The organism is uncultured Sunxiuqinia sp. (genome assembly GCF_947495665.1).
GTDB lineage: Bacteria > Bacteroidota > Bacteroidia > Bacteroidales > Prolixibacteraceae > Sunxiuqinia > Sunxiuqinia rutila.
The window spans coordinates 99,870-125,709 of record NZ_CANLZV010000003.1 but is presented as its reverse complement, the minus strand read 5'-3'; the positions used below and the strand labels follow the sequence as shown (position 1 = coordinate 125,709).

20 protein-coding genes are annotated in these 25,840 nt (G+C 46.3%); 8 read left to right on the top strand and 12 right to left on the bottom strand.

What is annotated here, in order from left to right; all coding sequences use genetic code 11:
• Positions 1-15: 15 nt before the first annotated feature.
• Both Q1A18_RS05700 and Q1A18_RS05695 read left to right on the top strand, forming a co-directional pair.
• A complete protein-coding gene (locus Q1A18_RS05700; RefSeq protein ID WP_299577964.1) occupies positions 16-1,701 on the top strand; it encodes a SusD/RagB family nutrient-binding outer membrane lipoprotein in 1,686 nt (561 codons plus the stop codon).
• Between the two features lie 342 nt (positions 1,702-2,043).
• On the top strand, positions 2,044-3,609 hold the full coding sequence (locus Q1A18_RS05695) for a M81 family metallopeptidase (RefSeq protein ID WP_299577963.1): 1,566 nt from the start codon (positions 2,044-2,046) through the stop codon (positions 3,607-3,609).
• Between the two features lie 121 nt (positions 3,610-3,730).
• On the opposite strand, the gene Q1A18_RS05690 is transcribed toward Q1A18_RS05695, so the two are convergent.
• Positions 3,731-5,164, bottom strand: a complete 1,434-nt coding sequence (locus tag Q1A18_RS05690) for a glycoside hydrolase family 125 protein (protein WP_299577962.1) — start codon at positions 5,162-5,164, stop codon at positions 3,731-3,733.
• Between the two features lie 555 nt (positions 5,165-5,719).
• Here Q1A18_RS05690 and speA point away from each other — a divergent pair.
• The 5 genes from speA to Q1A18_RS05665 all read left to right on the top strand — a co-directional run bounded on the left by speA (position 5,720) and on the right by Q1A18_RS05665 (position 12,887).
• Positions 5,720-7,612, top strand: a complete 1,893-nt coding sequence (gene speA, locus Q1A18_RS05685) for a biosynthetic arginine decarboxylase (RefSeq protein ID WP_299577961.1) — start codon at positions 5,720-5,722, stop codon at positions 7,610-7,612.
• A gap of 242 nt (positions 7,613-7,854) precedes the next feature.
• Positions 7,855-9,264: a PQQ-dependent sugar dehydrogenase gene (locus Q1A18_RS05680; protein ID WP_299577960.1), complete on the top strand. Its 1,410-nt coding sequence runs from the start codon at positions 7,855-7,857 to the stop codon at positions 9,262-9,264.
• Positions 9,265-9,353: 89 nt separating this feature from the next.
• On the top strand, positions 9,354-10,319 hold the full coding sequence (locus Q1A18_RS05675; protein ID WP_299577959.1) for a hypothetical protein: 966 nt from the start codon (positions 9,354-9,356) through the stop codon (positions 10,317-10,319).
• A 266-nt stretch (positions 10,320-10,585) separates the two neighbouring features.
• A complete protein-coding gene (locus Q1A18_RS05670; protein ID WP_299577958.1) occupies positions 10,586-11,896 on the top strand; it encodes a cytochrome ubiquinol oxidase subunit I in 1,311 nt (436 codons plus the stop codon).
• Complete coding sequence (locus tag Q1A18_RS05665; RefSeq protein ID WP_299577957.1) at positions 11,889-12,887, top strand: cytochrome d ubiquinol oxidase subunit II; 999 nt, start codon at positions 11,889-11,891, stop codon at positions 12,885-12,887. Before Q1A18_RS05670 ends, Q1A18_RS05665 begins: the two co-directional genes overlap by 8 nt.
• Before the next feature lie 151 nt (positions 12,888-13,038).
• Here the strand turns inward: Q1A18_RS05665 and Q1A18_RS05660 are convergent, their stop codons facing one another.
• Positions 13,039-15,399, bottom strand: a complete 2,361-nt coding sequence (locus tag Q1A18_RS05660) for a hypothetical protein (RefSeq protein ID WP_299577956.1) — start codon at positions 15,397-15,399, stop codon at positions 13,039-13,041.
• A complete protein-coding gene (locus Q1A18_RS05655) occupies positions 15,392-16,099 on the bottom strand; it encodes a protein-L-isoaspartate(D-aspartate) O-methyltransferase (protein ID WP_299577955.1) in 708 nt (235 codons plus the stop codon). The genes Q1A18_RS05660 and Q1A18_RS05655 overlap by 8 nt, the downstream gene beginning before the upstream one ends.
• 146 nt (positions 16,100-16,245) lie before the next feature.
• Between Q1A18_RS05655 and Q1A18_RS05650 the strand changes: the two genes are divergently transcribed.
• Entirely contained in the window at positions 16,246-16,692 is a 447-nt protein-coding gene (locus Q1A18_RS05650; protein WP_299577954.1) for a hypothetical protein, read from the top strand.
• A gap of 134 nt (positions 16,693-16,826) precedes the next feature.
• Here Q1A18_RS05650 and Q1A18_RS05645 read toward each other — a convergent pair whose 3' ends face one another.
• From Q1A18_RS05645 to Q1A18_RS05605, 9 genes are all read right to left on the bottom strand, one after another.
• Positions 16,827-17,090 carry a DUF1456 family protein gene (locus tag Q1A18_RS05645; RefSeq protein WP_093920015.1) on the bottom strand — a complete coding sequence of 88 codons (264 nt, stop codon included), beginning with the start codon at positions 17,088-17,090 and terminating at the stop codon, positions 16,827-16,829.
• Between the two features lie 212 nt (positions 17,091-17,302).
• Positions 17,303-18,079 (bottom strand): acetylglutamate kinase, encoded by a 777-nt coding sequence (gene argB, locus Q1A18_RS05640; protein ID WP_299577953.1) that lies wholly within the window; start codon positions 18,077-18,079, stop codon positions 17,303-17,305.
• Between the two features lie 96 nt (positions 18,080-18,175).
• The gene (locus Q1A18_RS05635) at positions 18,176-19,126 is read right to left on the bottom strand and encodes an N-acetylornithine carbamoyltransferase (protein ID WP_299577952.1); all 951 of its coding nucleotides are present in this window, start codon (positions 19,124-19,126) and stop codon (positions 18,176-18,178) included.
• 70 nt (positions 19,127-19,196) lie between these two features.
• Positions 19,197-20,447, bottom strand: coding sequence for a glutamate-5-semialdehyde dehydrogenase (locus Q1A18_RS05630; RefSeq protein WP_299577951.1), 1,251 nt, complete (start codon positions 20,445-20,447; stop codon positions 19,197-19,199).
• Between the two features lie 138 nt (positions 20,448-20,585).
• Positions 20,586-21,677, bottom strand: a complete 1,092-nt coding sequence (gene proB, locus Q1A18_RS05625) for a glutamate 5-kinase (RefSeq protein WP_299577950.1) — start codon at positions 21,675-21,677, stop codon at positions 20,586-20,588.
• Positions 21,678-21,689: 12 nt separating this feature from the next.
• Positions 21,690-22,487 carry a pyrroline-5-carboxylate reductase gene (proC, locus tag Q1A18_RS05620; protein WP_299577949.1) on the bottom strand — a complete coding sequence of 266 codons (798 nt, stop codon included), beginning with the start codon at positions 22,485-22,487 and terminating at the stop codon, positions 21,690-21,692.
• Positions 22,488-22,498: 11 nt separating this feature from the next.
• Entirely contained in the window at positions 22,499-23,644 is a 1,146-nt protein-coding gene (locus tag Q1A18_RS05615; protein ID WP_299577948.1) for an aspartate aminotransferase family protein, read from the bottom strand.
• A 9-nt stretch (positions 23,645-23,653) separates the two neighbouring features.
• Positions 23,654-24,622 carry an N-acetyl-gamma-glutamyl-phosphate reductase gene (gene argC / locus Q1A18_RS05610; RefSeq protein WP_299577947.1) on the bottom strand — a complete coding sequence of 323 codons (969 nt, stop codon included), beginning with the start codon at positions 24,620-24,622 and terminating at the stop codon, positions 23,654-23,656.
• 13 nt (positions 24,623-24,635) lie between these two features.
• On the bottom strand, positions 24,636-25,829 hold the full coding sequence (locus tag Q1A18_RS05605; RefSeq protein ID WP_299577946.1) for an argininosuccinate synthase domain-containing protein: 1,194 nt from the start codon (positions 25,827-25,829) through the stop codon (positions 24,636-24,638).
• Positions 25,830-25,840: the final 11 nt, after the last annotated feature.

The window sequence follows — 25,840 nt, the reverse complement described above, 5'->3', positions numbered from 1 at the left end:
TTAAAAATGACGATTATGAAATTAACAAGATATCTTATAGCAATAATTGCCGTTTTCGGGTTGACTCAATGTACTTCAGATTTTGAGGAAATAAATAAAGACCCCAACGCAATTCTTGGCGATCAAATATCAGCCAAATACTTCATCACCGGAACGCAAGTGCAACTATTTGCACCCAACCGGTTCCCTTACTGGCGCGCCCAGTTAATTCATGCCGACCGCTATGCCGGTATGTTCTGCTTCGGGTTTAGTGGGTCCTGGTGGTCCGACGAACTCGGATATACCTACAATTCAGGGTATACCGATGCCGCCTGGGATTATTTTGAAGGATACAATAGTACCATTAACACCTACCTGCAACTCACTGAGCCAGGTGGTGACCTGGAAAATCCGCTAACATACGCCACTGCTCTGATTATGAAAAGTATGTTTTACCAAAAATTTACAGACACCTTCGGGCAAGTTCCGTATTCTGAGAGTGGCAACCTGGAAATTCTGCAACCCAAGTTCGACGCCCAGGCCGACATCTACCAAGGCATTATCAATGACCTTACGGAAGCCATGAACCTGATTGGCAGCGAAAGCAGCACCGGGGTTGGAACGGAAGATTTGGGTGAAAACGACCTGTTTTATGGAGGGAACCTGCAACAGTGGAAAAAACTAGCCAACACACTCAAACTAAAGGTTGCCTTGCGCGCACTTGGTGCCAGTGGAGCCACTTTTGCAGAACAGGCCATCAATGAAGCAATGGCGCAACCTTTGCTTAGCGATGAAACAGACAACTGCCTGCTTCCGAAAGATGCCCTAATTGACCAATGGAACAGCTCTTGCTATGGCGATGTGTGGTATAACTTTGGTGTAGGTTCTGACTGGACTGTTAGCAATCTGGTTATTAATTACCTTCAGAAAAATGGAGATCCTCGCCTCTCCAAATATGCTCAACCCGCTGTTGGCGGAAGCGAAATTACGATTCCCAAACCCGAAAGCGACTCGAATGAATTGTATGCCAAACGCAAAAATTTCATTCTGGCAGCACTTACCGACGCTGGCGCTGAGTTTACAGAAACCACCAATGCGCAAGGCGAATCGGTCATTTCAATGGCCGAGAACACCTACTATGTAGGCCAACCAGTCCGCATGGGGTCCAGAATGCCTTCCTACGCACGCTATGAATTTTTCAGTAAGCCCGCGCAGTATATTATTCAGGCAAAAAACGAAGGAGCCGACATCGCTCCTGAAATAGTACTGACCACTGCGGAATCATACCTTATGCAAGCACACGCTGTTCTTCTCGGCTATGGCAGCGGAACGGCCAACACGCTGTATCGCGAAGGACTACGACACGCTCTCTTGCTTTGGGATGTGGAAGAAGCCGACGTTGAAGACTTCCTGGCCAGCTCACCAATGGCCAATCTTGATGGAGCTAATGATATGGAAAAAGTAGTCGTCCAACGCTGGCTGGCCAACTACACCGAAGGTTTTGAAGCCTGGTCCATTGTTCGAAAAAATGGCTACCCGGCATCTCTAGCCGAGGGAATCAGTGACTTTGATATCTTTGGTCCGGGTAACTTGAATGGAGCTTATCCACAACGCATGCGTTATGGCTCAAGCCCATACAGCACCAACAACGACAACCTGCAGCAAGCTTTAAGCTCGCAAGGGCAGGATATTCAGGCAACTAAATTGTGGTGGGCTAAATAAGCCAACTAAGCTTTAGTCATCCACCATAGATGCCGACAAACATCCTTCAGTTTATTTTTGCTGAAGGATGTTTTTTTTTCTGCAAACACCTCCCCAACAACCTACAGGCAATAATCCTTCAACGGCAATACAATTGCTATTCTGGTGAAAATGAAAAGCCCCGGTTAAAGCCGGCCCAAAACAAACAGCCCAAGGCTGCAAAATAGTTCCCAAATTCATCCGAAATAAATAATGAAACGGTTCCTAATATGCTTAAATTAGTGCTTCAAATCGGCTTTCTCCTGTGACGATTTTTCAGAACAGCAGCCGACTCTGTATTAACCACTTAGAAAATACACTGGTATGAAAAGAAAATTAAGACTTATTGTTTTATCATTGGTTGCCATGACTTTCGGCTGTAGTCAATCGGGCCACCAGGATAAAAAACCACACATTGCCATTGCCGGTCTGGGAATAGAATCAAGCACCTTTTCCCCGGCAAGAACCCACGAAGATGCCTTTCACACCTGGGAAGGTGACGAAATTTTTTCCTATTACCCGTTTTTTTCCGACTCTTCGCTTTATCAGCGCGCCGAATGGTCGCCCACAAAACTGAGCCGTTCACTTCCGGGAGGTACTGTTACCCGCGAAACCTATGAATCGTTGGTGGGACAAACCCTCGACCTGCTGGAAAAAAACAAGCCCTACGACGGACTCTTTTTAGATATTCACGGCGCCATGAGCGTCGTTGGACTGGATGATCCGGAGGGTGATTTTATCCAATGCATCCGCGATGTCATCGGTTACGAAACACTAATCTCCACCTCCATGGACCTTCACGGAAATGTCTCTTTGCGTTTGGCCGAAAACTCGGATATGATTACCTGCTACCGCATGGCACCACACGAAGATGCCTGGGAGTCGCGGCAACGGGCACTGGAGAACCTGCTTGACCGGGTTGAAAACGAAAAAGGCAAACCTGCTTATAAAGCCTGGATTCCTGTTCCTATTTTATTGCCCGGAGAAAAAACCAGCACACGTATTGAGCCCGCCAAAAGCCTATACCAGGAAGTAGCTCCGGCAACAGCAAAAGATGGTGTCATTGACGCAGCCATTTGGGTTGGTTATGCCTGGGCCGATGAGCCTCGTAACCACGCAGTGGTGATGGCTTATGGAGATGACCAGAACCAAGTTGGAGAAGTAGCTGAAAAGCTGGCTCAACACTTCTGGGATGTACGCAAAGAGTTTTCTTTTGTAGCCCCCACCGGTAACCTCGAAGAGTGTCTGGATCAAGCCATCAAAAGCACAAAGAAACCATTTTTCATTAGTGACTCAGGTGACAACCCCACAGCCGGAGGAGCCGGCGATGTTACCTGGACTTTAACTGAAGTATTGAAAAGGCCGGAGTTTAAATCCGCCAACGGCCCTTCGCTGATTTATGCTTCCATTCCGGGACCCGACTTTATTGAAAAGGCCCTTGAAGCCGGAGTAGGCAAGCAAGTGAGTGGCACGGTTGGAGCTATGGTGGATGATCGTTACGCACCGCCACTGCCCATTTCAGGCACGGTTCAAGCCATTGTTCAGGGCGATAAGAATGCCGAAACTGAAGTTGTGGTGCGCGTGGGAAGTGTCGATGTAATTGTGACCAAAAAGCGTAAGCCCTACCATACCGAAGCCGACTTTACAAGACTTGGACTAAATCCAAGGGAAGCCGACATTGTGATGGTTAAAATTGGCTACCTTGTTCCTGAATTGTACAACATGCAGGCCGACTGGCTGCTTGCGCTTACGCCAGGTGGTGTTGACCAGGACTTGGAACGGTTGGACTATCAACGCATCATTCGCCCCATGTATCCGCTGGATAAGGACATGGCTGATCCCGACCTTTCAGCTCGTTTTATTCCCTTGTCGGGAACAAATCAAGAATAAAACAGCACGAAACGATGTGAACCTTCTCTAATCCTCAGTAAAAAAGGGCCCGATAGCTATCGTATTTTGATAAGCATCGTGCCCTTTTTTTATCATTCTTCCCGCCAAGCGGAAAAAGCTATTAGCTCAGCAGGTCTTCTTTTCCTTCCTGCACCAACTTCAAAATTAACTCGCCAAACAGCGTATTGGCCCATGCAAACCAGGACCGGGTAAAGTTTGTCGGATCATCCATATGAAAGGTTTCATGCATAAAACCAGTGTCGGCATCCGTATTACGCAATGTTTTTACACACCAGGCAATCTCTTTGTCATCTGAACTGGTCATGGCTTTCATAATAATACTCATGGGCCACACCATGTAATAGCCTACATGCGGTCCACCAATGCCTTCAGCTGCTTTTCCCTTAAAAAAGTAAGGATTGTCCTCGCTCCAAACCAATTTACGTGTATTCTGATAGATTTCATCCGCTTGATCCACCAGCCCCAGGTAGGGCAACGCTAGCAAACTGGGAACATTGGCATCATCCATAAACGTATGATTCCCATAACCATCTACTTCAAAAGCATACACCTTACCATATTTAGGGTGCTCCACCACGCCATACGCGCGAATGGCTTCATCCACTTCCGCAGCCAGTTTCAGGCAATCTTTGGCAAACGACTTTTCACCGGTAACTTCTTCGCTGATTTCGGCCATTTGACGAAGAGACACCACTGCGAATAAGTTAGAGGGAATGAGAAAACCATAAGTAGCTGCATCATCCGAAGGGCGGAAAGAAGAATTGATCAATCCTACTGCTTTTAACGGACGACCATATCCCAAATTAGACAAGGTATCCAACTGACGGGCTGTTTCACGCATGAATTTGTATGGTCCCAAACCATCCTTTCGTTGTTGCTCCAGGAATGTTTTCAAAATCAATTTCGCAGCTTTCTGCCAATCGGCATCAAAAACAGAGGCATCTCCGGTGGTTTTCCAATAATTGTAGGCCAACCGAACCGCATAACACAGCGAGTCAATTTCCCATTTTCGCTCATGCAAGCCCGGTTTCATATCAGTTAAGTCACTCATCCAATGCACCTCTTCTTCTTTTGTTTTATTGAAAGCATTGGCATACGGATCGATCAAAATACATTGTGTTTGACGATTAACAACCCCGGCTAGCAACGATTGCAATTCCTTGTCTTTTTTAGCCAAGGGCATGTAGGGCCACACCTGAGCCGTTGAGTCGCGCAGCCACATGGCATGAATATCACCGGTAATCACGAAAGTGTCGGGCTTTCCATTTTTTGTTCCATATTCAACAGTCGTATCCAGCGTATTTGGGAAACAGTTTTCAAACATCCAGGCCAGTTTCGGATCCTTCAACCTGGCTTTAGTTGCCACAATGGTTTCCTCTACCGCTTTCGACGTAAAATGTCTTTCTCCGGAAGCTGGCCGGTTTGTTACATAAGACGCTGGCTTGCTTGCTGCCAGTAAACTACCCGATCCGGCTACGGCCAGTCCGGTTACAGTTAACGTTCCTTTTTTCAGAAAATCTCTTCTCGTTCTCATTTTTTATATTTTCTATTCAGTTGAAATAATTCTCGTTCTTCTTTCCTATTCATTTGGGCAATATGAGCTGCAAAGAAAACAACCTGCCCGGGAAGCTTCCCTTTCCAACGCAAAACTTTTGGCAAATACAGAATACAATGCATTAATTCGCGGATCAACGCATCGTTTGTCTGATTACGAAATTAACGTTTCACAGTTTCTTTAATACGACTTAATGCCCCAAAACACTCACATGCCTTCGTAAATTGGATTCATTTTCCACGGCCTGGCAAAAGCCCGACCAAATCGGAGTCAAAAGAACCACAATTCCCAAGAAAAAAATCGGAATCCGAAGCACGATCCTGACGTTAAAATTCCGCCAGTCACTTTTCCCCTCCAAAACAAAGCCTTAAACTTGTACAAAGCCCAGATTATTTCCCTTCCAAACAGCTTTTTAGGCAAAAAAAATTGCGTGACTCGCTTTTGCGTTTTAATATTGCTTTTTGTATTGCTTGAAGAACTATATTTGGGCCCAAATTTAAAAAGATATAAAGAACAATTCCAGTACGAATAAATATGAGAAAATGGCGCATTGAAGACACAGAGGAGCTCTACAACATAAATGGTTGGGGAATCAATTATTTTTCAGTGAATGAAAAAGGCAATGTCGTAGTTACCCCCCAGAAAGACGGTGTGAAGATTGATTTGAAAGAACTCGTCGACGAACTGCAAATCAGGGATGTTGCTGCTCCAATGTTAATCCGCTTTCCGGATATTCTTGATAGTCGGATTGAGAAAATGGCAAACTGCTTTAAACTTGCTGCCAAAGAGTACAATTACAAAGCCCAGAACTTCATCATCTATCCCATCAAGGTCAATCAAATGCGACCTGTTGTGGAAGAGATTGTAAGTCATGGCCGAAAATTTAACATTGGACTTGAGGCCGGGTCAAAACCGGAGCTGCACGCAGTAATTGCCACCAACACCAACAACGATTCGCTGATTATCTGCAATGGCTATAAAGATGAAGATTACATTGAACTGGCCTTGCTAGCCCAAAAAATGGGACGGCGCATCTACATCGTTGTTGAAAAAATGAACGAGCTAAAGCTGATAGCGCGAATTGCACGCAGGCTGAAGATTAAGCCGAATCTGGGTATCCGGATTAAACTGGCAAGCTCAGGAAGTGGCAAGTGGGAAAATTCTGGTGGCGATGGCAGCAAATTCGGACTGACTTCGAGCGAATTGCTTGACGCCATGGAATACCTGAAAGAGAATGAATTGGAAGACTGCCTTAAATTGGTTCACTTTCACATCGGAAGTCAGGTTAATAAAATTCGTCGTATCAAAATAGCCTTGCGCGAAGCCTCGCAGTTTTATGCCCAAATGTGTTTAAATGGCTTCAACATTGAGTTTGTTGACATTGGCGGTGGCTTGGGCGTTGACTATGACGGAACCCGTTCTGCCAACAATGAAAGCAGCGTCAATTACAGCATTCAGGAATACGTAAACGATGCCATTTCAACGATGGTGGATGTCAGCGAAAAAAATAACATTCCACATCCGAACATCATTACCGAGTCCGGACGTTCGCTCACGGCCCATCATTCGGTGCTTATTTTTGAAGTGTTGGAATCGGCTTCGCTACCTGCCTGGGAAGAGGAAATTGACCTACAAGAAGATGATCATGAATTGGTAAAAGAACTTTATTCACTCTGGGATGCGATTAATCAGCCCCGGATGCTCGAAACCTGGCACGATGCCCAACAAATCAGGGAAGAAGCCCTGGACCGCTTCAGTCTTGGCCTGCTCGACCTGAAAACACGTGCCCAGGTGGAACGTTTATTCTGGTCCATCGCCCGCGAAATTCAGGAAATGATTGGGAAAATCAGACATGTCCCACATGAATTGCATCAGCTGGATAAATTACTGGCAGATAAGTACTTTTGCAACTTCTCCTTGTTCCAGTCTTTACCCGATTCCTGGGCAATTGATCAGATTTTCCCGATTATGCCGATTCATCGGTTGGATGAAAAACCAGATCGTGCAGCCACCCTGCAGGATATTACCTGCGATTCAGATGGCCAAATCGATAACTTTATTTCAACCCGGAACCTTTCGCACTATTTGCCAGTGCACAAATTAAAAGCGAAAGAGCCTTATTACATCGGCGTGTTCTTAGTGGGAGCCTACCAGGAAATTCTGGGCGACCTGCACAACCTGTTTGGCGATACGAATGCCGTACACGTTTCAGTTGACGGAGACAGCTACTCCATCGACCAGATCATTGACGGCGAAACCGTGGCCGAAGTATTGGATTACGTGCAATACAATCCGAAGAAGATGGTACGCACCGTAGAAACCTGGGTAACTTCATCGGTAAAAGCAGGGACCATTTCGGCTACCGAAGGGAAAGAGTTCCTATCCAACTACCGTTCTGGTTTGTATGGCTACACCTATCTTGAGTAAGCAGAACACAACACATGATACAGCCCAAAGGCCTTTCAGCAATGAAAGGCCTTTTTTTACATCCTGCAAAAACAGAAATCTCTGGTTTAGATACACAAGCCATTCAAAAATGAATTCGAAACAACATAAAACATAAACTCTTAAAGTTTGTTTATGACCATAATTTAGCGTGGATGGAAAAATAAAAGACACACACATATCCAAAAATATGGTATGTGTGAAACGTGCTTATTGCGCCCTTTATGAAAAATTTACTGTTTTCCACGTTTGTTTCAAGCTTCATTTTTATCTTCTATTCCTGTCAATCACCCAACGGACAGGAACTTTATAAAACCCACTGCGCCGGGTGCCACGGACTAAACCTGGAAGGCACCAGCTCCGGCGTTAAGCTCCTTAATCCGCACTGGAAAAACGAAGAAGGAAGAGACTACATCAGAAGTACTGTAAAATTTGGCATTCCCAGTACCACCATGATCAGTTGGGAAAAAGCCCTAACCAATAAGGAGGTCGATGCCATTACAAACTACCTGATTGAAACACAAGGCACCCAAGAAGCTTTTGAAGTTAATACGGAGCCGGAAACCATTGAAACCAACCAATACACGCTGAAAATCGAAAAGATAGTGGTTGAGCATTTAACCACTCCCTGGGGAATTGAATTTGTTAATTCGGACAGTGCCCTGATTTCTGAAAAAAAGGGACGATTGAAATGGCTCATTCAAGGAAAATTGGATACCAGCTTCATCGAAGGGCTGCCTAAGCCTCACTTGGCAAGCAGTACCGGAGGTTTTATGGACATTGCCCTGGATCCGGATTTCGACGAAAACAGATGGATCTACCTGGCCTATAGCCACACCAATGGACACCCCAAAGACAAAGAAGCACTGGGGATGACTAAAATCGTACGTGGAAAAATTAGCAATAACCATTGGCAGCAAGAGCAAACCCTGTTTGAAGTGCCCGATTCCCAAAAGGTGGTGCATGGAGACCGCTGGGGGTGCCGCCTGCTTTTCGATCGGGAAGGGCTTCTGTATTTTTCCATTGGTGATATGGGGCGGGCCAAAGACTCGCAAAAACTGAACAAACCTTCCGGTAAGGTCTTTCGCATTCATCCGGACGGGGCTATTCCGATAGACAATCCCTTTGTTGACACACCCAATGCCCTACCGGCGATTTACACCCTGGGAAATCGTAACACGCAAGGACTGGCACTTCACCCCCAAACCGGAGCCATTTGGTCAACAGATCATGGGCCGCAAGGAGGCGACGAACTGAACATTTTGCAAAAAGGAGCCAACTATGGTTGGCCGGTCATTACCCACGGAATCGGATACAACGGAGAAGTCATTTCCAGAAAGAATCGAAAGAAAGGGATGGAGCAACCCGTGGTGCAGTGGACACCTTCCATTGCCGTTTGTCCCACTGAGTTTGTAACCAGCCCCTTATTCCCCAAATGGCATAACAACCTGCTGCTTGGAGGGCTGGCGTTTCAGGAGCTTCGCCGACTGGAGCTTCGGGGTGAAAAGGTCAGGAGACAAGAAATTCTGCTGAAAGGAATGGGCCGGATTCGCGACCTTAAATTCGGACCAAACGGACAACTTTACGTATTAACCAACAGCCCCGACAGGGTACTTCAGATTGTTCCGCAATAACTCGTCTGGACTTATGGGTGCTAGTAATTTCCTACAAAAGTGTAATATTTCCTGAATCAAAAAGACTAATCCATTGAAAACAAAAAGCAATGAGATATAGTCCACTGTTTTTCATCCTGGTATTCTTGCTCTGCTCTTGTTCCAAAGAGAAAGGTCAATTAGTTTATGTCGAAGCCAACCAACAACAGGGATTCAATTTCCCTTATTTCGTCTTCCTCCCCAACGAAATGCCTGCGGATAAGGAGCACTACCTGATTGTAGAACCCAATAACTCCGGATTTGCCAGCGACAAGTTTGAAGAGCATCTGGAAAAAGCACGAAGGCTGGCTTCCAACTCCTATTATCTGGGGAATTACATCGCTCAGCAACTTCAACATCCGCTACTGGTCCCGGTATTTCCAAGGTCAAAAACAGATTGGCAGATATATACGCACGCCCTCGACCGCGATGTCATGAACCAGCACGATAATGAACTCGAGCGCTTGGATCTGCAACTCCTGGCAATGATTGATGATGCAAAAAAACGCTTAAATAGCATGGGATTTATTACAAATGACAAGATTTTAATGACTGGTTTTTCGGCTTCAGGAACGTTTGCCAACCGTTTTTCCCTTCTGCATCCTGAAGAGATTTTGGCGCTTGCTGCCGGAGGACTCAATGGTCTGCTAATGCTTCCAACAGACAGTCTCCTGGGAAAACCCTTGAGCTATCCCTTGGGAACCCATGATTTTGAAAGCCGCTTTGAAAAAACCTTTAACAACCAAGCATTTCAATCGCTTCCGCAATTTTTGTTTATGGGTGAGTTGGACGACAATGATGCCATTCCCTTTTCCGATGGCTACGATACTGATGAGCGTGATTTAATTTACCTGCTGTTGGGAGAAGAGATGCAACCTCAACGATGGAACCGTTGCCGCGAAATTTATCGCAATCACAGAATAAACGCCACCGTAAAAACGTATCCTCAAATTGGCCATCAACACCCTCAAGTGGTAAAAGAAGAAGTGTTGGAGTTTTTCCGTTCGGCCATTAGAAAGGCAGAGGTCAGGGAGTAAATCAAGTAGATCCTTCTGGCTCGTCTATGTGCTCCTATCACGAATTTGACAAAAGGAGAAAATACGCTCTTCGCTACAAGGCAAACAAAAACCAGCAGTGTCCTCCTTATTCTTCCCCCAGCCCCCTTCCCTCCTACTAGCGCCCATAAAAATGGCCTTACAAGTTCCTGATAATTAATTGGCTTCTTTTTTATCTTTTCCGGCATCAAACAGAAAGCCTTTTTAGGTGTTCAAGGAGTAAAATTAATTGTTTAAAAAATCGCACTATGGATGAGTTTTTGGCTGCACGTTTGCAGATGGCCGTCTCTCTTGGGTTTCATATTGTTTTTGCCTGTATAGGCATGGTGATGCCGTGGTTTATGTTTGTGGCTGAATGGAAGTGGCTTCGGACCAACAATCCTGTTTACCTTGATTTGGCCAAAGCCTGGGCAAAGGGTGTCGCCATCTTTTTTGCTGTTGGTGCCGTATCCGGAACAGTTCTTTCGTTTGAACTCGGAATGCTATGGCCCACATTTATGGAACATGCAGGCCCCATTTTCGGGATGCCTTTCTCGTATGAAGGAACGGCCTTTTTTGTTGAAGCCATCGCCTTAGGACTGTGGCTTTACGGCTGGAACCGCCTCAATAAAAAGGTTCACTTGTATATTGGCATGGTGGTCGGTATTGCCGGCGTAATGTCAGGAGTCTTTGTTATTTCGGCTAATGCCTGGATGAATGCCCCTGCCGGCTTCGACTGGATTGACGGGCAAGCGTATAACATTGATCCGGTGGCTGCCATGTTTAACAAAGCTTGGTTTTCACAAACCCATCACATGATTATTGCTGCTTTTTCGGCTACAGGATTTGCCGTTGCCGGAGTTCATGCAATGCTCTACCTCAGAAATAAACTGGAGATTCATGCCAAGGCACTGACCATTGCACTGGCTTTTGCCTCGGTTGCAGCCTTGTTGCAACCGCTTAGTGGTGACCTTGCCGCTAAGAATGTGGCTAAACTTCAACCGGCCAAGCTGGCTGCTTTTGAAGCACACTTTGAAACACAAAAGTCAGCTCCGCTTATTATTGGAGGAATTCCGGATGTTGAAAACCGTGAAGTGAATTATGCCATTAAATTGCCTGGCTTTCTGAGCTTTTTGGCTCATGGCGATTTCAACGCCGAAGTAAAAGGACTGGAAGAATTTCCGGAAGACGAATGGCCACCCGTGCCTATTGTCCATTATTCCTTTCAACTGATGGTGGGCATTGGTATGTTCCTGATTTTACTGGCTGTCATATTTTTAGCCGGAACCTACAAATGGAAACACTGGCTTGAGAAACGCTGGTGGCTCAAGTTGTTGATGATCGCTACTCCCCTGGGGTTTATTGCTATTCAAGCCGGATGGGTGGTCACCGAAGTTGGCCGCCAACCCTGGATCATTTACGGTATCATGAAAACAAAAGATGCCCTAACCCCGATGCCGGGAATTCAGTACACCTTTTACACCATTACGGCCGTGTATCTGCTCTTGACTTTTATTGTTGCCTGGCTGATGAGCCGACAAATAAAAATGCTTCAAAACAAATATCGTTCTCATGACTGAAACAATTTTAATTATACTCGGAATTTCCCTCCTGCTATACGTACTGCTTGGAGGCGCTGACTTTGGAGGCGGAATACTGGAATTGCTGTCACGTGGAAAAGCATCCAAGATCGTGTCGCGGGCCATCGCCCCGGTTTGGGAGGCTAACCATGTTTGGCTCATTCTGGTTGTGGTGATCTTGTTCGTTGGTTTCCCAACGGTTTACTCCACCATTCTAACGGCTTTGCACATTCCGGTTTTACTGGCCCTCATCGGTATTATTATGAGAGGATCGGCCTTTACCTTCCGGCATTACGATTTGGAGGCTGAACGTTCCAAAGCCATCTATTCCTCCATTTTCCGTTATTCAAGCCTGTTTACCACCTTTTTTCTGGGGGTAACCATGGGCGGAGTGATCCTGGGCGACATTTCCATGGACTATTCCAAAGGATTTTATGCCATCTACATTCACCCTTGGCTCAACTGGTTTTCATTTGCCATGGGCATTTTCCTGGTGGTTTTGTTTGCATTTTTGGCAACCATTTTCACCTTAGGAGAAACGAAAGAAAAAGAACATGTGGAACGATTTACCAAAATGGCGAAATACCTGATCGTAACCTTGGTTATTGCAGGCGCAGTGGTCTTTGCAACCGCCGAGATAGAAGGGCATCCGCTGTTTTATGAGTTTTACCATTCGCTGCCGAGTTTAATCAGCATTGTACTGGCAACGCTGGCACTGCCCTTGCTCTGGATCAATTTGAACCGCAACAACCGCAACTGGCTTCGACTAATTGCCGGCTTTCAAACAACGATGATTATGGTGGGCTGGTTTGCCATTCAGTTTCCGGTGCTGGTTAAAATTAATGATGGTACAGACATTACAGTTCAAAGCTCCAGCGCTCCTCATCAAGTTCAACTTCAACTGCTGATTGCGCTCATATTTGGTGTGTTTGTTATTTTGCCTTTTACCGGCTATCTGTACAAAACATTCAAATTTGACGACAAAGAATAAACCCAATACGAAAGGGAAAGAGCATGACCAAACGCTCTTTCCCTTTTTTTCACTTGAATACGCGAAACACCACCCGCAATTCAAAGTCTCCATTTGTATCTACTGGTATTGCTACTCTCTCAATAAAAAGTCAGACGAATTCGTCATCCGCTTAGCTCTTTTGAGAAAAGCCTGCAAGAGCATAAGCCAATGCTGCTCCCACCATCACCCAAACAAATCCGGCCTCAACCGATACCAACATGGCCAGGCTGGTGCTCACCACCGAGGCACAACCATTAACAGCCCAAGCCCAGGGAACAGCCGCCGCCTGCTGACTGCTGACTTTACTTAAACCCATGGGGAAAGGCAAACCCATAAAGAAGCCCGGAATACAAACAAGTAAAACCATGAGGCCAACTTTTAGTGGCATGGGAAGGAAATTTAAACCCCGAAGCACCGGACTCAACACAAGCGCATAGCCTAAAATCAAGACCGCAATACCCAGGCTGATAACCATTAAATGCTGGGAGGTGCTTACCATTCGACCGGAAAAATAACTGCCAATGCCTGATGATAGCAACAGCAGGCTGATAACTCCGGATGCCGCATAAATTGGAAGCCCCAGAAAGAGTGTGAACTGCTGTATAAACACCATTTCTACAAAAAGATAGCCCAAACCAATGCCCGCAAAATAGAAAAACAGCTTGCCCTTTTCTTGCAGTTTGGTGGCAGCAGGCAACAGCGGCACTAAAATAAAAATCAGCGAAGCTGCCACCAGCAAAATGAAAGTGAGCCAGAGCACTACATAGCCCAGTTCCATGAAAGGGATCGTTTGATCTCCAAACAATGTTTTGAGTTGGGGCAAACCGGACAAGCGCAGAAACTGAAAAAAATAGGGCCGGTTATCGGTGGCCGGTTGAATGCGAAAAGCGTACTGCCGGTAGAGCGCCTCAACCGAATCGGTCATCAACTGATCAACAGCCTGAAAAAACCAAGGGTCATCCAGCTGGTTGTAATCATCTCGCTTAAAATTACCATCTCCCGGCAAAATCAATGGATCGTAATACTGCTCCGCACAAAACGTTCGGATCCGGTCAAGCTCCTGAGAGGTAAATGGCGATTTTTTAGCCACAAATGTGAGGGTGCTCCAACTGCGAATAACCACCAAATGATCCTTCTTTTGCAGCCCCTCCCCTTCAAGCAAATCAGAAAAAGTAGCCAGCATTCTTAGTGGACTTCGGATCGGATAATCCATCCAGCAACTTACACTGAGAAGCCCGTCAGGAGTTAGTCGCAACCAAAGCTCATCCATCGCTTCGCGAGTCAGGTCGTAGCGTTGCTCCAGCGCATTGAGCCCCGAAGACCCCCAAAAAGAGCCAATTTCGGGCAACTGAATCAGGTCGTAAAAAGCACGGCTGCTACGCAAAAACGAACGAGGTTCCAACGGCATTATCCGGATGGTTGAATCGTACTGGAAATTCCCTGTCGAATCTTCGTCCAGCAAAGCAATCAGCCCCCGGCTGGGCTCTACCGCATCAATCTGCTGAACACCAAACGACAAGGCCAGGCTTATTTGCTCCCCTGTACCGCTGCGCAAAATCAAGGCTCTTTCAACCGGCTGTATCTGATAAGGCAATGCCTGCGTGGTATACCGTAAAATTGAATCCGTGCGGGGAAGCAACACGCCCACCCCGTCGCCATTATTAAAAACTCCCGGGCGTGCAGGAATATTCCCGCGGTAGCTCAGGCTCAAACCAGGAGCATAACGTAAAGCCGGCGAAACCACCACTTCCAGCAAACCATAAGGGCTGTGGTGCTCACGAATTACCCGGGCATCGGGAAGCAGCAAGGTCTTTTCAATGCTTTTATATTCCGATCGGACCAAGGGAGGAACATCCGCATTCATCACAAGCAAAACAAGCAAACTCACCCAGAAGACAATGCGCAAGCGGCTGGAAGCAGGCAGCCAAAAACCGCCAAAGAACGGAAGGATTGCCAGTAAGGCCGGTATTCCTGCTGTAGGAGAAAGCCACATAAGCGCCAGCGCCAGCCCTCCTCCCAAGCCCGAGCCCAGCAAGTTGGCAAAATAGAGCCGCCCAATCCCGGTGCCATATTGCACAAAGCTCAAGCCGATAGCCAAGGCTCCCAGAAAAAAAGGTAGCAGCAAAAACAAGCACGTTAAAGCCAGGCGAAGCAGATGGCGGCTGTCCTTAAACAGCAGGTAAGTGTCGAAACGAAAAGCTTCGGACTGAATAACCAAGGGGCTAACAGCCATTGTAAGGGAGCAGAGCAGCAGCAAAACCGGATAAACCGTAGTAAAGTTCCGGACAAGACCTTTTCTGAAAAACGCCAGAAATGTGCCGGAAGCCCCAAAGCCCAGTAAGGCCAACGATATAATTAAATGGGCAAAATGATACCATTGGGTAATGGAAAACAATTGCATCAAAGCCAGTTGAAAAGCAATGAGTGCGGCCGACATCAAACCAATGCCCAACCCAACCCGGTTGATATGCGGCGTGGTGGTCCTAGTCATCTTGTCGGGTAAAAGGGACAAACCGCACCGGAAGCAAGTTTTTTGTCCGGACTTTGTCCTGCTTTTTCTCAATCAATTTCAGCATTTGAACCTGAAAAGGAGAACCTACCGGAATAATCATCCGTCCACCGTCCTTGAGCTGTTCAATTAAAAGAGGCGGAATGTAGTTGGCCGCTGCCGTCACCACAATGGCATCAAAAGGTCCAGCTTCAGCCCAACCATAATACCCATCGGCAATCTTTACCCGGACGTTGTTGTAGTTCAAATCGCGCAAGCGTTGTCTGGCCGCCTGCCCCAACGCCTCCACAATTTCAATGGTATAAACCGAATCAACAATTTCGGCCAGCACAGCAGCCTGATAGCCCGACCCTGTGCCAATCTCCAACACTTTAAAGTCAGATTGGGGACGAACCTGTTCGGTCATATAGGCAACAATGTAAGGCTGCGATATGGTTTGTCCGTAGCCAATTGGCAAGGGCCCGTCGCGGTAGGCTTCTGCCAGATAGTCCAGCGGAACAAACTGATGACGGGGTACGGTTCGCATGGCCTCCAACACCTCCTGATCGTGGATGCCGCGGGCTTGAATTTGCATGCGTACCATTTGTTTGCGCGCTTGCACGAAGGCTTCGGGCTGAGCACCAGCCAACGGAATGGTGAAGCTTAAAACAACCCACAAAAAAGGGACAAGTGAAAGAGCCATGGCTTCAAACGTTTACAATCGGTTTCCTGTAGCCATCTACGCAACAGGTGAGAAGAGGTTATCGTCCAAAGGCCTGCCAGTCGATCTTCCCCGGAACGGTAAACTTTGCTGCTTCAGAAACGTAAGCCCCTGAAAACGCACAACCCATGTTACTGCAATTTATCGTATTGGCCCTGTTCGGAATGGCCATGGCACATGTTGAAGGAGTGGTAGTGGTTTATCTTCGAAAAGCCATTGGCTTGCTCGACCCGGAAGCAGACAACCGGCAAGCACTGGAGCAAGTTCCACGCCGCTATGTGCAAATTGAAATGACGCGTGAAGCAGCTACCATTGTCATGCTGGTCAGTCTGGCCTGGCTGGTGGGTGAAAACCTGCTCCATCAGATCATGGTGTTTCTGTGGACCTTCGCCTTTTGGGATTTGTTCTATTACGTATCGCTTTACCTGCTCATCGGCTGGCCCCCCAAACTCACCACCACCGACGTACTTTTCCTCATTCCCCGGCCCTGGATTGCCCCGATCTGGTTTCCGCTAGGCGTTTCCTCACTTACCATCATTCTTATTTTTCTGTTGTATCTGCTTCCCTATTGCTGAATGCCCATATTCGCAGACTTCACCTAAAGCAAAAAGAAAGCGGTTGTATACAACGGACTTTCAGAATTTCCTGTTGCATGCAACCGCCTTCAACCCGCCTATATTGATACGGTGCGGAATTAAACTTGAAAAGCCTATTCCTGCTTTTTATCCGGGCCTTTCGCAGGTTTCTGCTCCCGCGGGCCACGCTTGTAAATAATCAGCCCATTCAGAAAATTTCGTAAAATCTGATCCTGAAGTGGCTTGTAATTAGGATGTTCAACACTTCGGAAAAAAGCTCCCAACTCACTCTTGGTCACCTTGTAATCCACCAGGTTTAGAATCTCCACAATATCTTCATCGCGCAATTTCAGGGCTACGCGTAGCTTTTTCAGAATGTCATTATTGGTAAGGGGCATATACTCTCTTTTTTAGTGAAAATTGATGGCTAATAACGCTGCTCCCGCTTTTAAGGTTGGAGCCGTAAACGCATGGTCAAAAGTAGCAAATAAATTTAGCATGCCCCTTCCTTTAAATTTTATTGAAGGGTTTTACTTAAGAATAAAACAAGGGATCCGATCACTAAAACGATCAGACCCCTTGTTGCTTACGAGTTAATTCTTAAAGTCTTTTATTCGCCTACCAGCAAGGTTCCTCCTTTTTGAAGGCCTTCGATATTGGTGATGCGAACCTGGCTCACCCCTTTTTGAATGGCATTGAAACTGTTGTCCAGCTTAGGGATCATGCCGGCATGAATAGCCCCTGATGCTTGCAGGTCTTTAAACTGGGCATGATTAAGCGAGGCAATCACCGAGCAATCATCTTCAGCATCTTCCAACACACCCGGTTTTTCAAAGCAAAAGACCAGCTCCACATCAAAATACTCACTAAAACCAATGGCCGCTTCAGCCGCAATGGTATCGGCATTGGTGTTCAGCAATTGTCCGTTTTTATCATGGGTTAAAGGCGCCAATACCGGCACCACCTGGTTTTCCACCAACAACTTCAGTTGATCCACATGCACCGAAACAACATCGCCCACAAAGCCATAGTCGATGGTTGCCACCGGACGCTTCACGGCCTGCATGTAGTTCAGGTCGGCGCCAGTCAGCCCGATGGCGTTGATACCATTGGCCTGCAGCTGAGCCACAATATTTTTATTGACCAGACCGCCATACACCATGGTTACTACTTCCAGCATATTGGCATCGGTTATGCGCCGGCCATCCACCATTTGGGTTTCAACGCCCATGCGTTCGGCCATGGCAGTTGCCGAACGGCCTCCACCATGCACCAGCACTTTCAAGCCGTCCAGTTGGGCAAAACGTGCCAGCAAATCCTGCAGCGAATCCTTTTCTTCAACCACCTTGCCCCCTACTTTTACGAGGGTTAATTTCTGTTTGCTCATCAATCTTCTTTGTATTTATTCAGTCGTTGATCGTCATTAAGTCATTTCAGCAAAAACATGAATGACTCTAAAATGACCATAAATGACATTGCTTTTTTACTTCATCTGCTCCAGCAACATTTTCAATACGGCTTGAGCAGAAAACAAGCGGTTCTCAGCTTCAGCAACCACGATGGAGTTTGGTCCGTCAATCACCGAATCGCTCACAATCATGTTTCGCCGTACAGGCAGGCAGTGCATAAATTTGGCGTTGTTGGTTACCGCCATTTGCCGGTCCGAAACAGTCCAGTCCCGGTCTTGCGACAACACCTTGCCATAATCGTTGTAAGCCGCCCAGCTTTTCGCGTAGATAAAGTCAGCCCCCTCAAAGGCTTTCATTTGATCGTATTCCGGTTTCAGGTCACCCATAAACTCAGGCGCCAGCTCATACCCTTCCGGATGAGTAACCACCAGTTCATAGTCTGTTTCGCGCATCCATTCCACAAACGAGTTGGGTACTGCTTGCGGCAAAGCACGCGGATGCGGTGCCCAAGTCATTACCACTTTAGGACGCTCCTTGGTTTTATGCTCCTCAATAGTTATCAGGTCGGCAAATGACTGCAGCGGATGGCGGGTAGCTGCTTCCATGCTCACTACCGGTACGCCGGCATAATCGATAAACTGCTGAATAATTTTTTCCTGGTAATCATCCTCCCGGCTTTCAAATTTGGCAAAGGAGCGAACACCAATGATGTCGCAATACTTGCCAATAACGGGTACTGCTTCGCGAATATGCTCGGGTTTGTCACTATCCATAATGACGCCCAGTTCTGTTTCCAGCTTCCAGCCACCTTCATTTATATCGAAGACAATTACGTTCATCCCCAGGTTTAAACCAGCCTTCTGGGTGCTTAGGCGGGTGCGCAGGCTGGAATTAAAGAACACCAGCAACAGGGTTTTATTCTTTCCGAGAGTTTGATATTGGTAAGGATCTTTTTTCAATTCAAGCGCCAATTTCAGGGCTTCATCCAAGTTATCAAGGTCGTGTACAGACGTAAAGTGCTTCATAGTTCGTATAAAATTTCAAGTTTCAAGTTTTACATTTCAAGTTTCCAATTAGCAATCATCAATCATCAATCTATTTCGGTCTTACCTGTCCATCCCCATCAATGAGGTATTTGTAACTGGTCAGTTCTTCCAGGGCCATCGGTCCGCGGGCATGTAATTTTTGGGTTGAAATGCCAATTTCAGCCCCCAGACCAAACTGCGCTCCATCTGTAAAAGCGGTAGACACATTGCAATACACCGAAGACGCATCGACCATTTTGCGGAATAAATCCAGCCGTTCTTCATTTTCTGAAACAATGGCTTCGCTGTGTTTCGAGCTGTAGGCAGCAATGTGATCCAAAGCATCAAGAAAAGCCGGAACCGTTTTCACCGACATTTTGTAGCCTAAAAACTCCGTTCCAAAAGACTCTTCAGTGGCTTTCTCCAGCAGCTCGGCCGGATAGTTGCCTGCAAGTGCGGCATAAGCTTTCTCATCGGCATAAACCACCACCTTGCTTTGGGGCAAGTCGGCACAAAGCTGAGGTAAATCAGCCAACCGGCTTTCATGAATTACCAGACAGTCCAGTGCATTGCAAACACTTGGACGCCGGGTTTTGGCATTTTCTACAATGGCTTGTCCTTTGTCCGCATCGCCATATTCGTCAAAATAAGTATGACAAATACCGGCTCCGGTTTCAATCACCGGAATGGTGGCATTCTCTCGCACATAGTTGATCAGTCCCTGCGAACCGCGAGGTATAATCAGATCGACATAGCCTTGTGCGTTCAGAATTTCAGCGGTTGCGGCACGGTCGGCTGGCAATAGCGCCAGAACGTTCTGATCAATACCATGCTTTTCCAGCACCTCATGAATGACCTTCACAATAGCCGTGTTGGAGTCAATCGCGTCACTTCCGCCTTTCAACACACAGGCATTTCCCGATTTCAGGCACAGTGAAAACACATCAAAGGTAACATTGGGACGGGCTTCATAAATGATTCCAATCACCCCAAAGGCTACCGATACTTTTTTGATACGCATTCCGTTTGGACGGGTTGTTTCGCTCAAAATGCGCCCCAGTGGAGAAGGTAAGGAAGCTACATTCCGGATATCATCCGCAATGCTCTGAATTCGCTCCGGCGTAAGTTTCAAACGATCAAACTTAGGGTCTTCCGGATCCATCCGGCTTAAGTCTTTTTGGTTTTCCACTAAAATCGCTTCGGTGTTTTCAACGGCTGCTTCAGCAAGCTCCAACAAAACATCATTAATCTTGCTTTCGCTTAGCAAAGCCAGATTTCTGCTGGCTTTCAGCGTTAATTCCAATTGTTTTTTAACCTCCATAGTACCTCCTGTTTCTATTAAAAGTCCCCTTCCCTGGGGGAGGAAGGGGACAACTCAGAATATCTTGTTGAAGTCAACAAAAAAAGGGGATTGTTAAGATAAGAAACTAACTATCCTGAGCTTATTTTTATTAATTCACTAATCTTCACTTAAATACAAATAATCGTAATGCACCACTGGTTTTTGCTTAAGACTCTCGCCTTCGGCTTTCACTTTATCCGCCGAATATTGCGATTTTCCCCAGCCGACCAGCCGGCCTTGTTCATCGATAATTTTTACAATGTCGCCCCGCTTAAACAGCCCTTTCACTTCGGTTACCCCGATGGGTAACAAACTGGTGGCTTTGGCTGAGTTCAACGCATCTTTGGCTCCTTGATTAATGACCAGCTCGCCTTTGGCAAAGCTATGCGAATAAGCGATCCATTTTTTCACATTCGACGACTTGCGTTTACCGGCCTTAAACCAGGTATGTTTTACCTCCCGGTCCTTGCTCAGAATATCCGTCAGAATATGATCGCGCAACCCGTTGGCAATGTGCACCGCAATGCCATCTTTAGCCGTCTTGCGGGCAATGGAGCTCTTGGTTAGCATGCCTCCACGTCCGAAGCCCGACTTCTGGGTTAAGATATTCTTCATCCAGTCGCGGTCTTTCAGGTTGATCTCTTCAATGATCTGCGATTCCGGCAACTTGGGATCGCCATCGTAAATGCCATCAATGTTACTGAGAATAATCAAAGCTTCTGAATTTTGCATCGAGGCAATCAGCCCCGACAACTCATCATTATCGGTAAACATCAGTTCGGTAACCGAAATGGTATCATTCTCATTGACCACCGGCACCACCCTGTTTTCCAGCAAGGTGGTAAAACAGTTTTTCATATTCAGGTAATGATTCCGGTCGCCAAAGTTATCTTTGGTGGTCAGCACCTGTGCACAGGTAATGCCATGCTTATTGAAAAAAGCAGCGTATTGGTTGATCATCTTCACCTGCCCAATGGCCGACCACAGCTGACGAGAGGAAACCGTATCCAGCTTCCGGTTCAGTTTCATTTCGCTGCGACCGGCAGCAACCGCACCGGACGAAACCAAAATGACTTCGACTCCTTTCTGGTGAAGCAGGGCAATTTGGTCCACCAGATGCTCCATTCGGGCAACATTCAATGTCCCATCAGACTTGGTTAGAACGTTACTACCTACTTTTATGGTAATTTTCTTATAATTAAAACTCATGTCCTCCGGGCTCTATCCACGTTCCACTTTATTGAATGAGGCTATCAGTCCCTGAATTACCGAAGAGCTGAAACCTTTATGTTCCATCTCATTGATTCCGGTAATGGTAATTCCCCGGGGGGTAGTCACCTTATCAATTTCCCGCTCCGGATGATGGCCGGTATTCATAATCAACTGAACAGCCCCCTTTACCGTTTGAGCAGTAATAAACTGCGCCATTTCGGCATTAAAGCCCATTTCGATACCTCCTTGCATAGCTGCCCGCACATAGCGCAAAGCGAATGCGGTACCGCAGGAGGCCAGCACCGTTGCCGCAGCCATCAACTCCTCATTGATTACCACGGTAGAACCCAGTTGGTCGAACAATTCCTTAACCGTATCAAGGTCTCCTTCTGAATTGCCATTGCCTGAAATGCAAGTCATGGATTCCTGCAAGGAAATGGCCGTGTTGGGCATTACGCGCAAAATCCGGGCATCTTCACCAATCATCCCGCCCAATTCAGCCAGGCTTACGCCCGCTGCAATGGAAACAATAATTTTATCTGAAGTTAAAGCTGGTTTTACCCCATTGATCACCTTCTCAATATGATACGGCTTCACTGCAAAAATAATCACGTCCGCTGTCTTTACAGCTTCCAGGTTATCCTGAAACGTATTCAATCCGCGAGCCTTAAAGCCTTCTAAAACAGGTTTGCGCGGATCGGAGATGCTAATTGCTGAAGGTTCAACATAGCCCGACTTCAACAAGCCGTTGGCAATTGCTCCGCCCATATTTCCGGCGCCAATTATGGTAATTTTTCCAACTTTCATTTTGTTCTTTTTTAGTTTGAATGAACGGCAAGTTCCTTCAATACCTTTTCAAATTTTTCGATAAAATAAGCTGCTTGTTCCATGGTTAAACTTAAGGGTGGCAGCAATCGAATAATATGTGCTCCGGAAACTCCGGTAAATATTTTTTCGTCGAAAAGCAGTTTCTGACGGATGGGTTTCACTTCTTCGGCAAACTCAATACCAATCATCAATCCTTCTCCCCGAACTTCTTTAATTCCCCCAATAGCTGTCAGCTTTTCAATCAAGAAGTTTCCTACTTGCTCCGCATTGGTTACCAACTGTTCTTCAGCCATAATATCCAATACAGCAATACCGGCAGCACAAGCCAGGTAGTTGCCTCCAAAGGTCGTGCCCAGCATGCCATGCCATGGTTTCAGTTCGGGGCTAATCAGCACGCCACCAATGGGAAATCCATTGCCCATACCTTTGGCCATAGTAATCATATCGGGCTGTACAGCGGTGTATTGATAAGCAAAGAACTTGCCACTTCGGCCATACCCTGATTGGATTTCATCCAGAACAAGCAAGCTTCCGTACTGTTTACATAACTGGCTCAATTTTTCAAGGAAAGCCGAATCCGGAACATGAATCCCTCCGATTCCCTGAATGCCTTCCACAATGACTGCCGCAACATCTTCCGCTTTCAATTGCTGCTCAACCGCAGCAATATCGTTTAAAGGTAAAATCACCGCATGCTCTGTTTCATTGACCGGAGCAACAATTTTTGGATTATCGGTAATGGCCACTGCAGCCGAAGTACGCCCGTGAAAACCCTTTTTAAAGCTGATCACTTTTTTCCGGCCAGTTGTAAACGAAGCCAGTTTCAAGGCATTTTCATTGGCCTCAGCCCCCGAGTTACACAAAAACAACTGATAGTCATCGCATCCGGAAAGCTGCCCCAATTTAGTGGCCAGTTCCTGCTGCTGAGGAATCTTTACCGAGTTGCTGTAAAACCCGATTTGTTGCAGCTGCTCACTAATTTGAGCAACATATTTGGGGTGGCTGTGCCCGACTGAAATTACAGCATGGCCTCCATATAAATCCAGATACCGGTTACCGGCATCGTCCCATACGTAGCATCCTTCGGCTTTCACCGGAGTAATATCAAACAAGGGATATACATCGAATAAATTCATACTAATCAATTAAAATGATACCGGTTTTAAGTTCAACCCGGCCTTTTCATCCAGACCAAACTGCAGGTTCATGTTCTGAACGGCTTGTCCGGAAGCCCCTTTCAGCAGGTTATCCGTTACACTTAGGATCAATAGTTTCCGGCCGTGTTTTTCCAGGTGAAGAACCGCCTTATTGGTGTTCACCACTTGTTTTACATCCGGGTTTTCGCTGGTAACAAACACAAAAGGATGTGTCGCATAATACGTTTCATAAAGCTGAACAGCCTCTTCCAGACTTCCGTCAAAATCAGTATAAACCGAAGCAAAAATACCCCGGGTATGATTTCCACGAACCGGCACAAAGTTGATATCGAAGTCGAAGGAGTCCTGCAACTGCTTAAAGCTTTGGCCAATTTCGCCTAAATGCTGGTGCTGAAAAGCCTTGTACACCGACACATTGCTGTTGCGCCAGCTAAAATGCGAGGTAGCACTTGGTGCTTGTCCTGCCCCGGTTGACCCGGTAATGGCGTGGACATGAATTTCATTTTTGACTAAACCAGCTGCTGCCAGTGGCAAAACTGCCAATTGAATTCCGGTGGCGAAACAGCCCGGATTGGCAATATATTGAGCTGTTCGAATGGCTTCGCGGTTAATTTCGGGCAAACCATAAACAAACTCATTTCCCGCTGCTTTTAACCGGTAGTCGTGACTCAAATCAATCACCTTAAGCGACTCAGGCAACGAGTTGGCTTCAACAAATGCTTTGGATTTTCCGTGGCCCATGCACAGAAAAATAACATCAACCTTACCAAAATCAGGTTCAGCAACAAACTGCAGGTCAGTTTCTCCCAACAAATCACGATGAACATTGGTTACCGGATTGCCGCCATTGCTGCTACTTTGCACAAAAGCGATTTCCGCCTGTGGATGGTTCAATAAAATACGAATCAATTCTCCGGCAGTGTATCCTGCCCCTCCTATTATTCCTACTTGAATCATGTATCGCTCCTGCTTAGTATTTTTTATTAACTGAATTGTAAATTTTCAACGAAGTTCCTAAAATTTTGGTAAAGCCTTTAACATCTTCGCTGGTCCAGGCTTTATTCATCTCACCATACTCACCAAAGTCTGATTTCATCAAATCATAATCTGACTCAACACCAACCAACACATAGTGGTAAGGCTTCAGTGTTACAATTACTTTACCGGTAACCGTTTCCTGCGTGTTTTCCAGGAATTTTTCAATGTCGCGCATCACCGGATCCAGATAAAGCGATTCGTGCAGGAACATGCCATACCAGTTCGACAACTGCTCTTTCCAGTACATTTGCCATTTGGTAAGCGTGTGTTTTTCCAGCATTTGGTGCGCTTTAATGATCAGCATGGGAGCTGCCGCTTCAAAGCCAACACGCCCTTTAATACCAATAATGGTATCACCAATATGCATATCGCGGCCAATAGCGTATGGAGCAGCCAAAGCTTCCAAAGCGCGGATCGCATCTACCGTATTGAAGTATTTTTTACCATCAACACCTTTCAGCTCACCTTTTACAAAATCAAGTGAAATCTCTTTCTCTCCCTTCGCTTCCAATTGAGACGGATAAGCTTCTTCGGGTAAGGTTTTATCTGAAGTCAGTGTTTCTTTTCCTCCAATACTGGTTCCCCACAAGCCTTTATTAATCGAGTAAGCCATTTTAGACCAATCGGCCTCAACACCGTGTTTTTTCAGGTAGTCAATCTCTTCCTGACGGCTGAGTTGCAAGTCGCGTGTGGGTGTCAAAATTTCAATATCCGGAGCCAGAACTTCAAAAGTAAGGTCGAAACGTACCTGGTCGTTTCCGGCCCCAGTACTTCCGTGAGCAACATATTTTGCCCCAATTTTCTTGGCATATTCAATGATGGCAATCGCTTGAAAAACCCGTTCAGAACTAACCGAAATCGGATAAGTATTATTCCGGAGAACATTGCCATAAACCATGTATCGGATACACTTACTATAATAGGTATCGGTTACATCCAGCGTAACGTGTTTGGCCGAGCCTAACTCATACGCTTTCGTCTCAATATCTTCCAGCTCTTCGGCACCAAAACCGCCGGTATTAGCAAGAGCCGTATAAACTTCAAGATTTTTTTCAACCGATAAATACTTTGCGCAAAATGAAGTATCCAAACCTCCGCTGTATGCTAATACTACTTTCTCTTTCATTTGATTTGTTT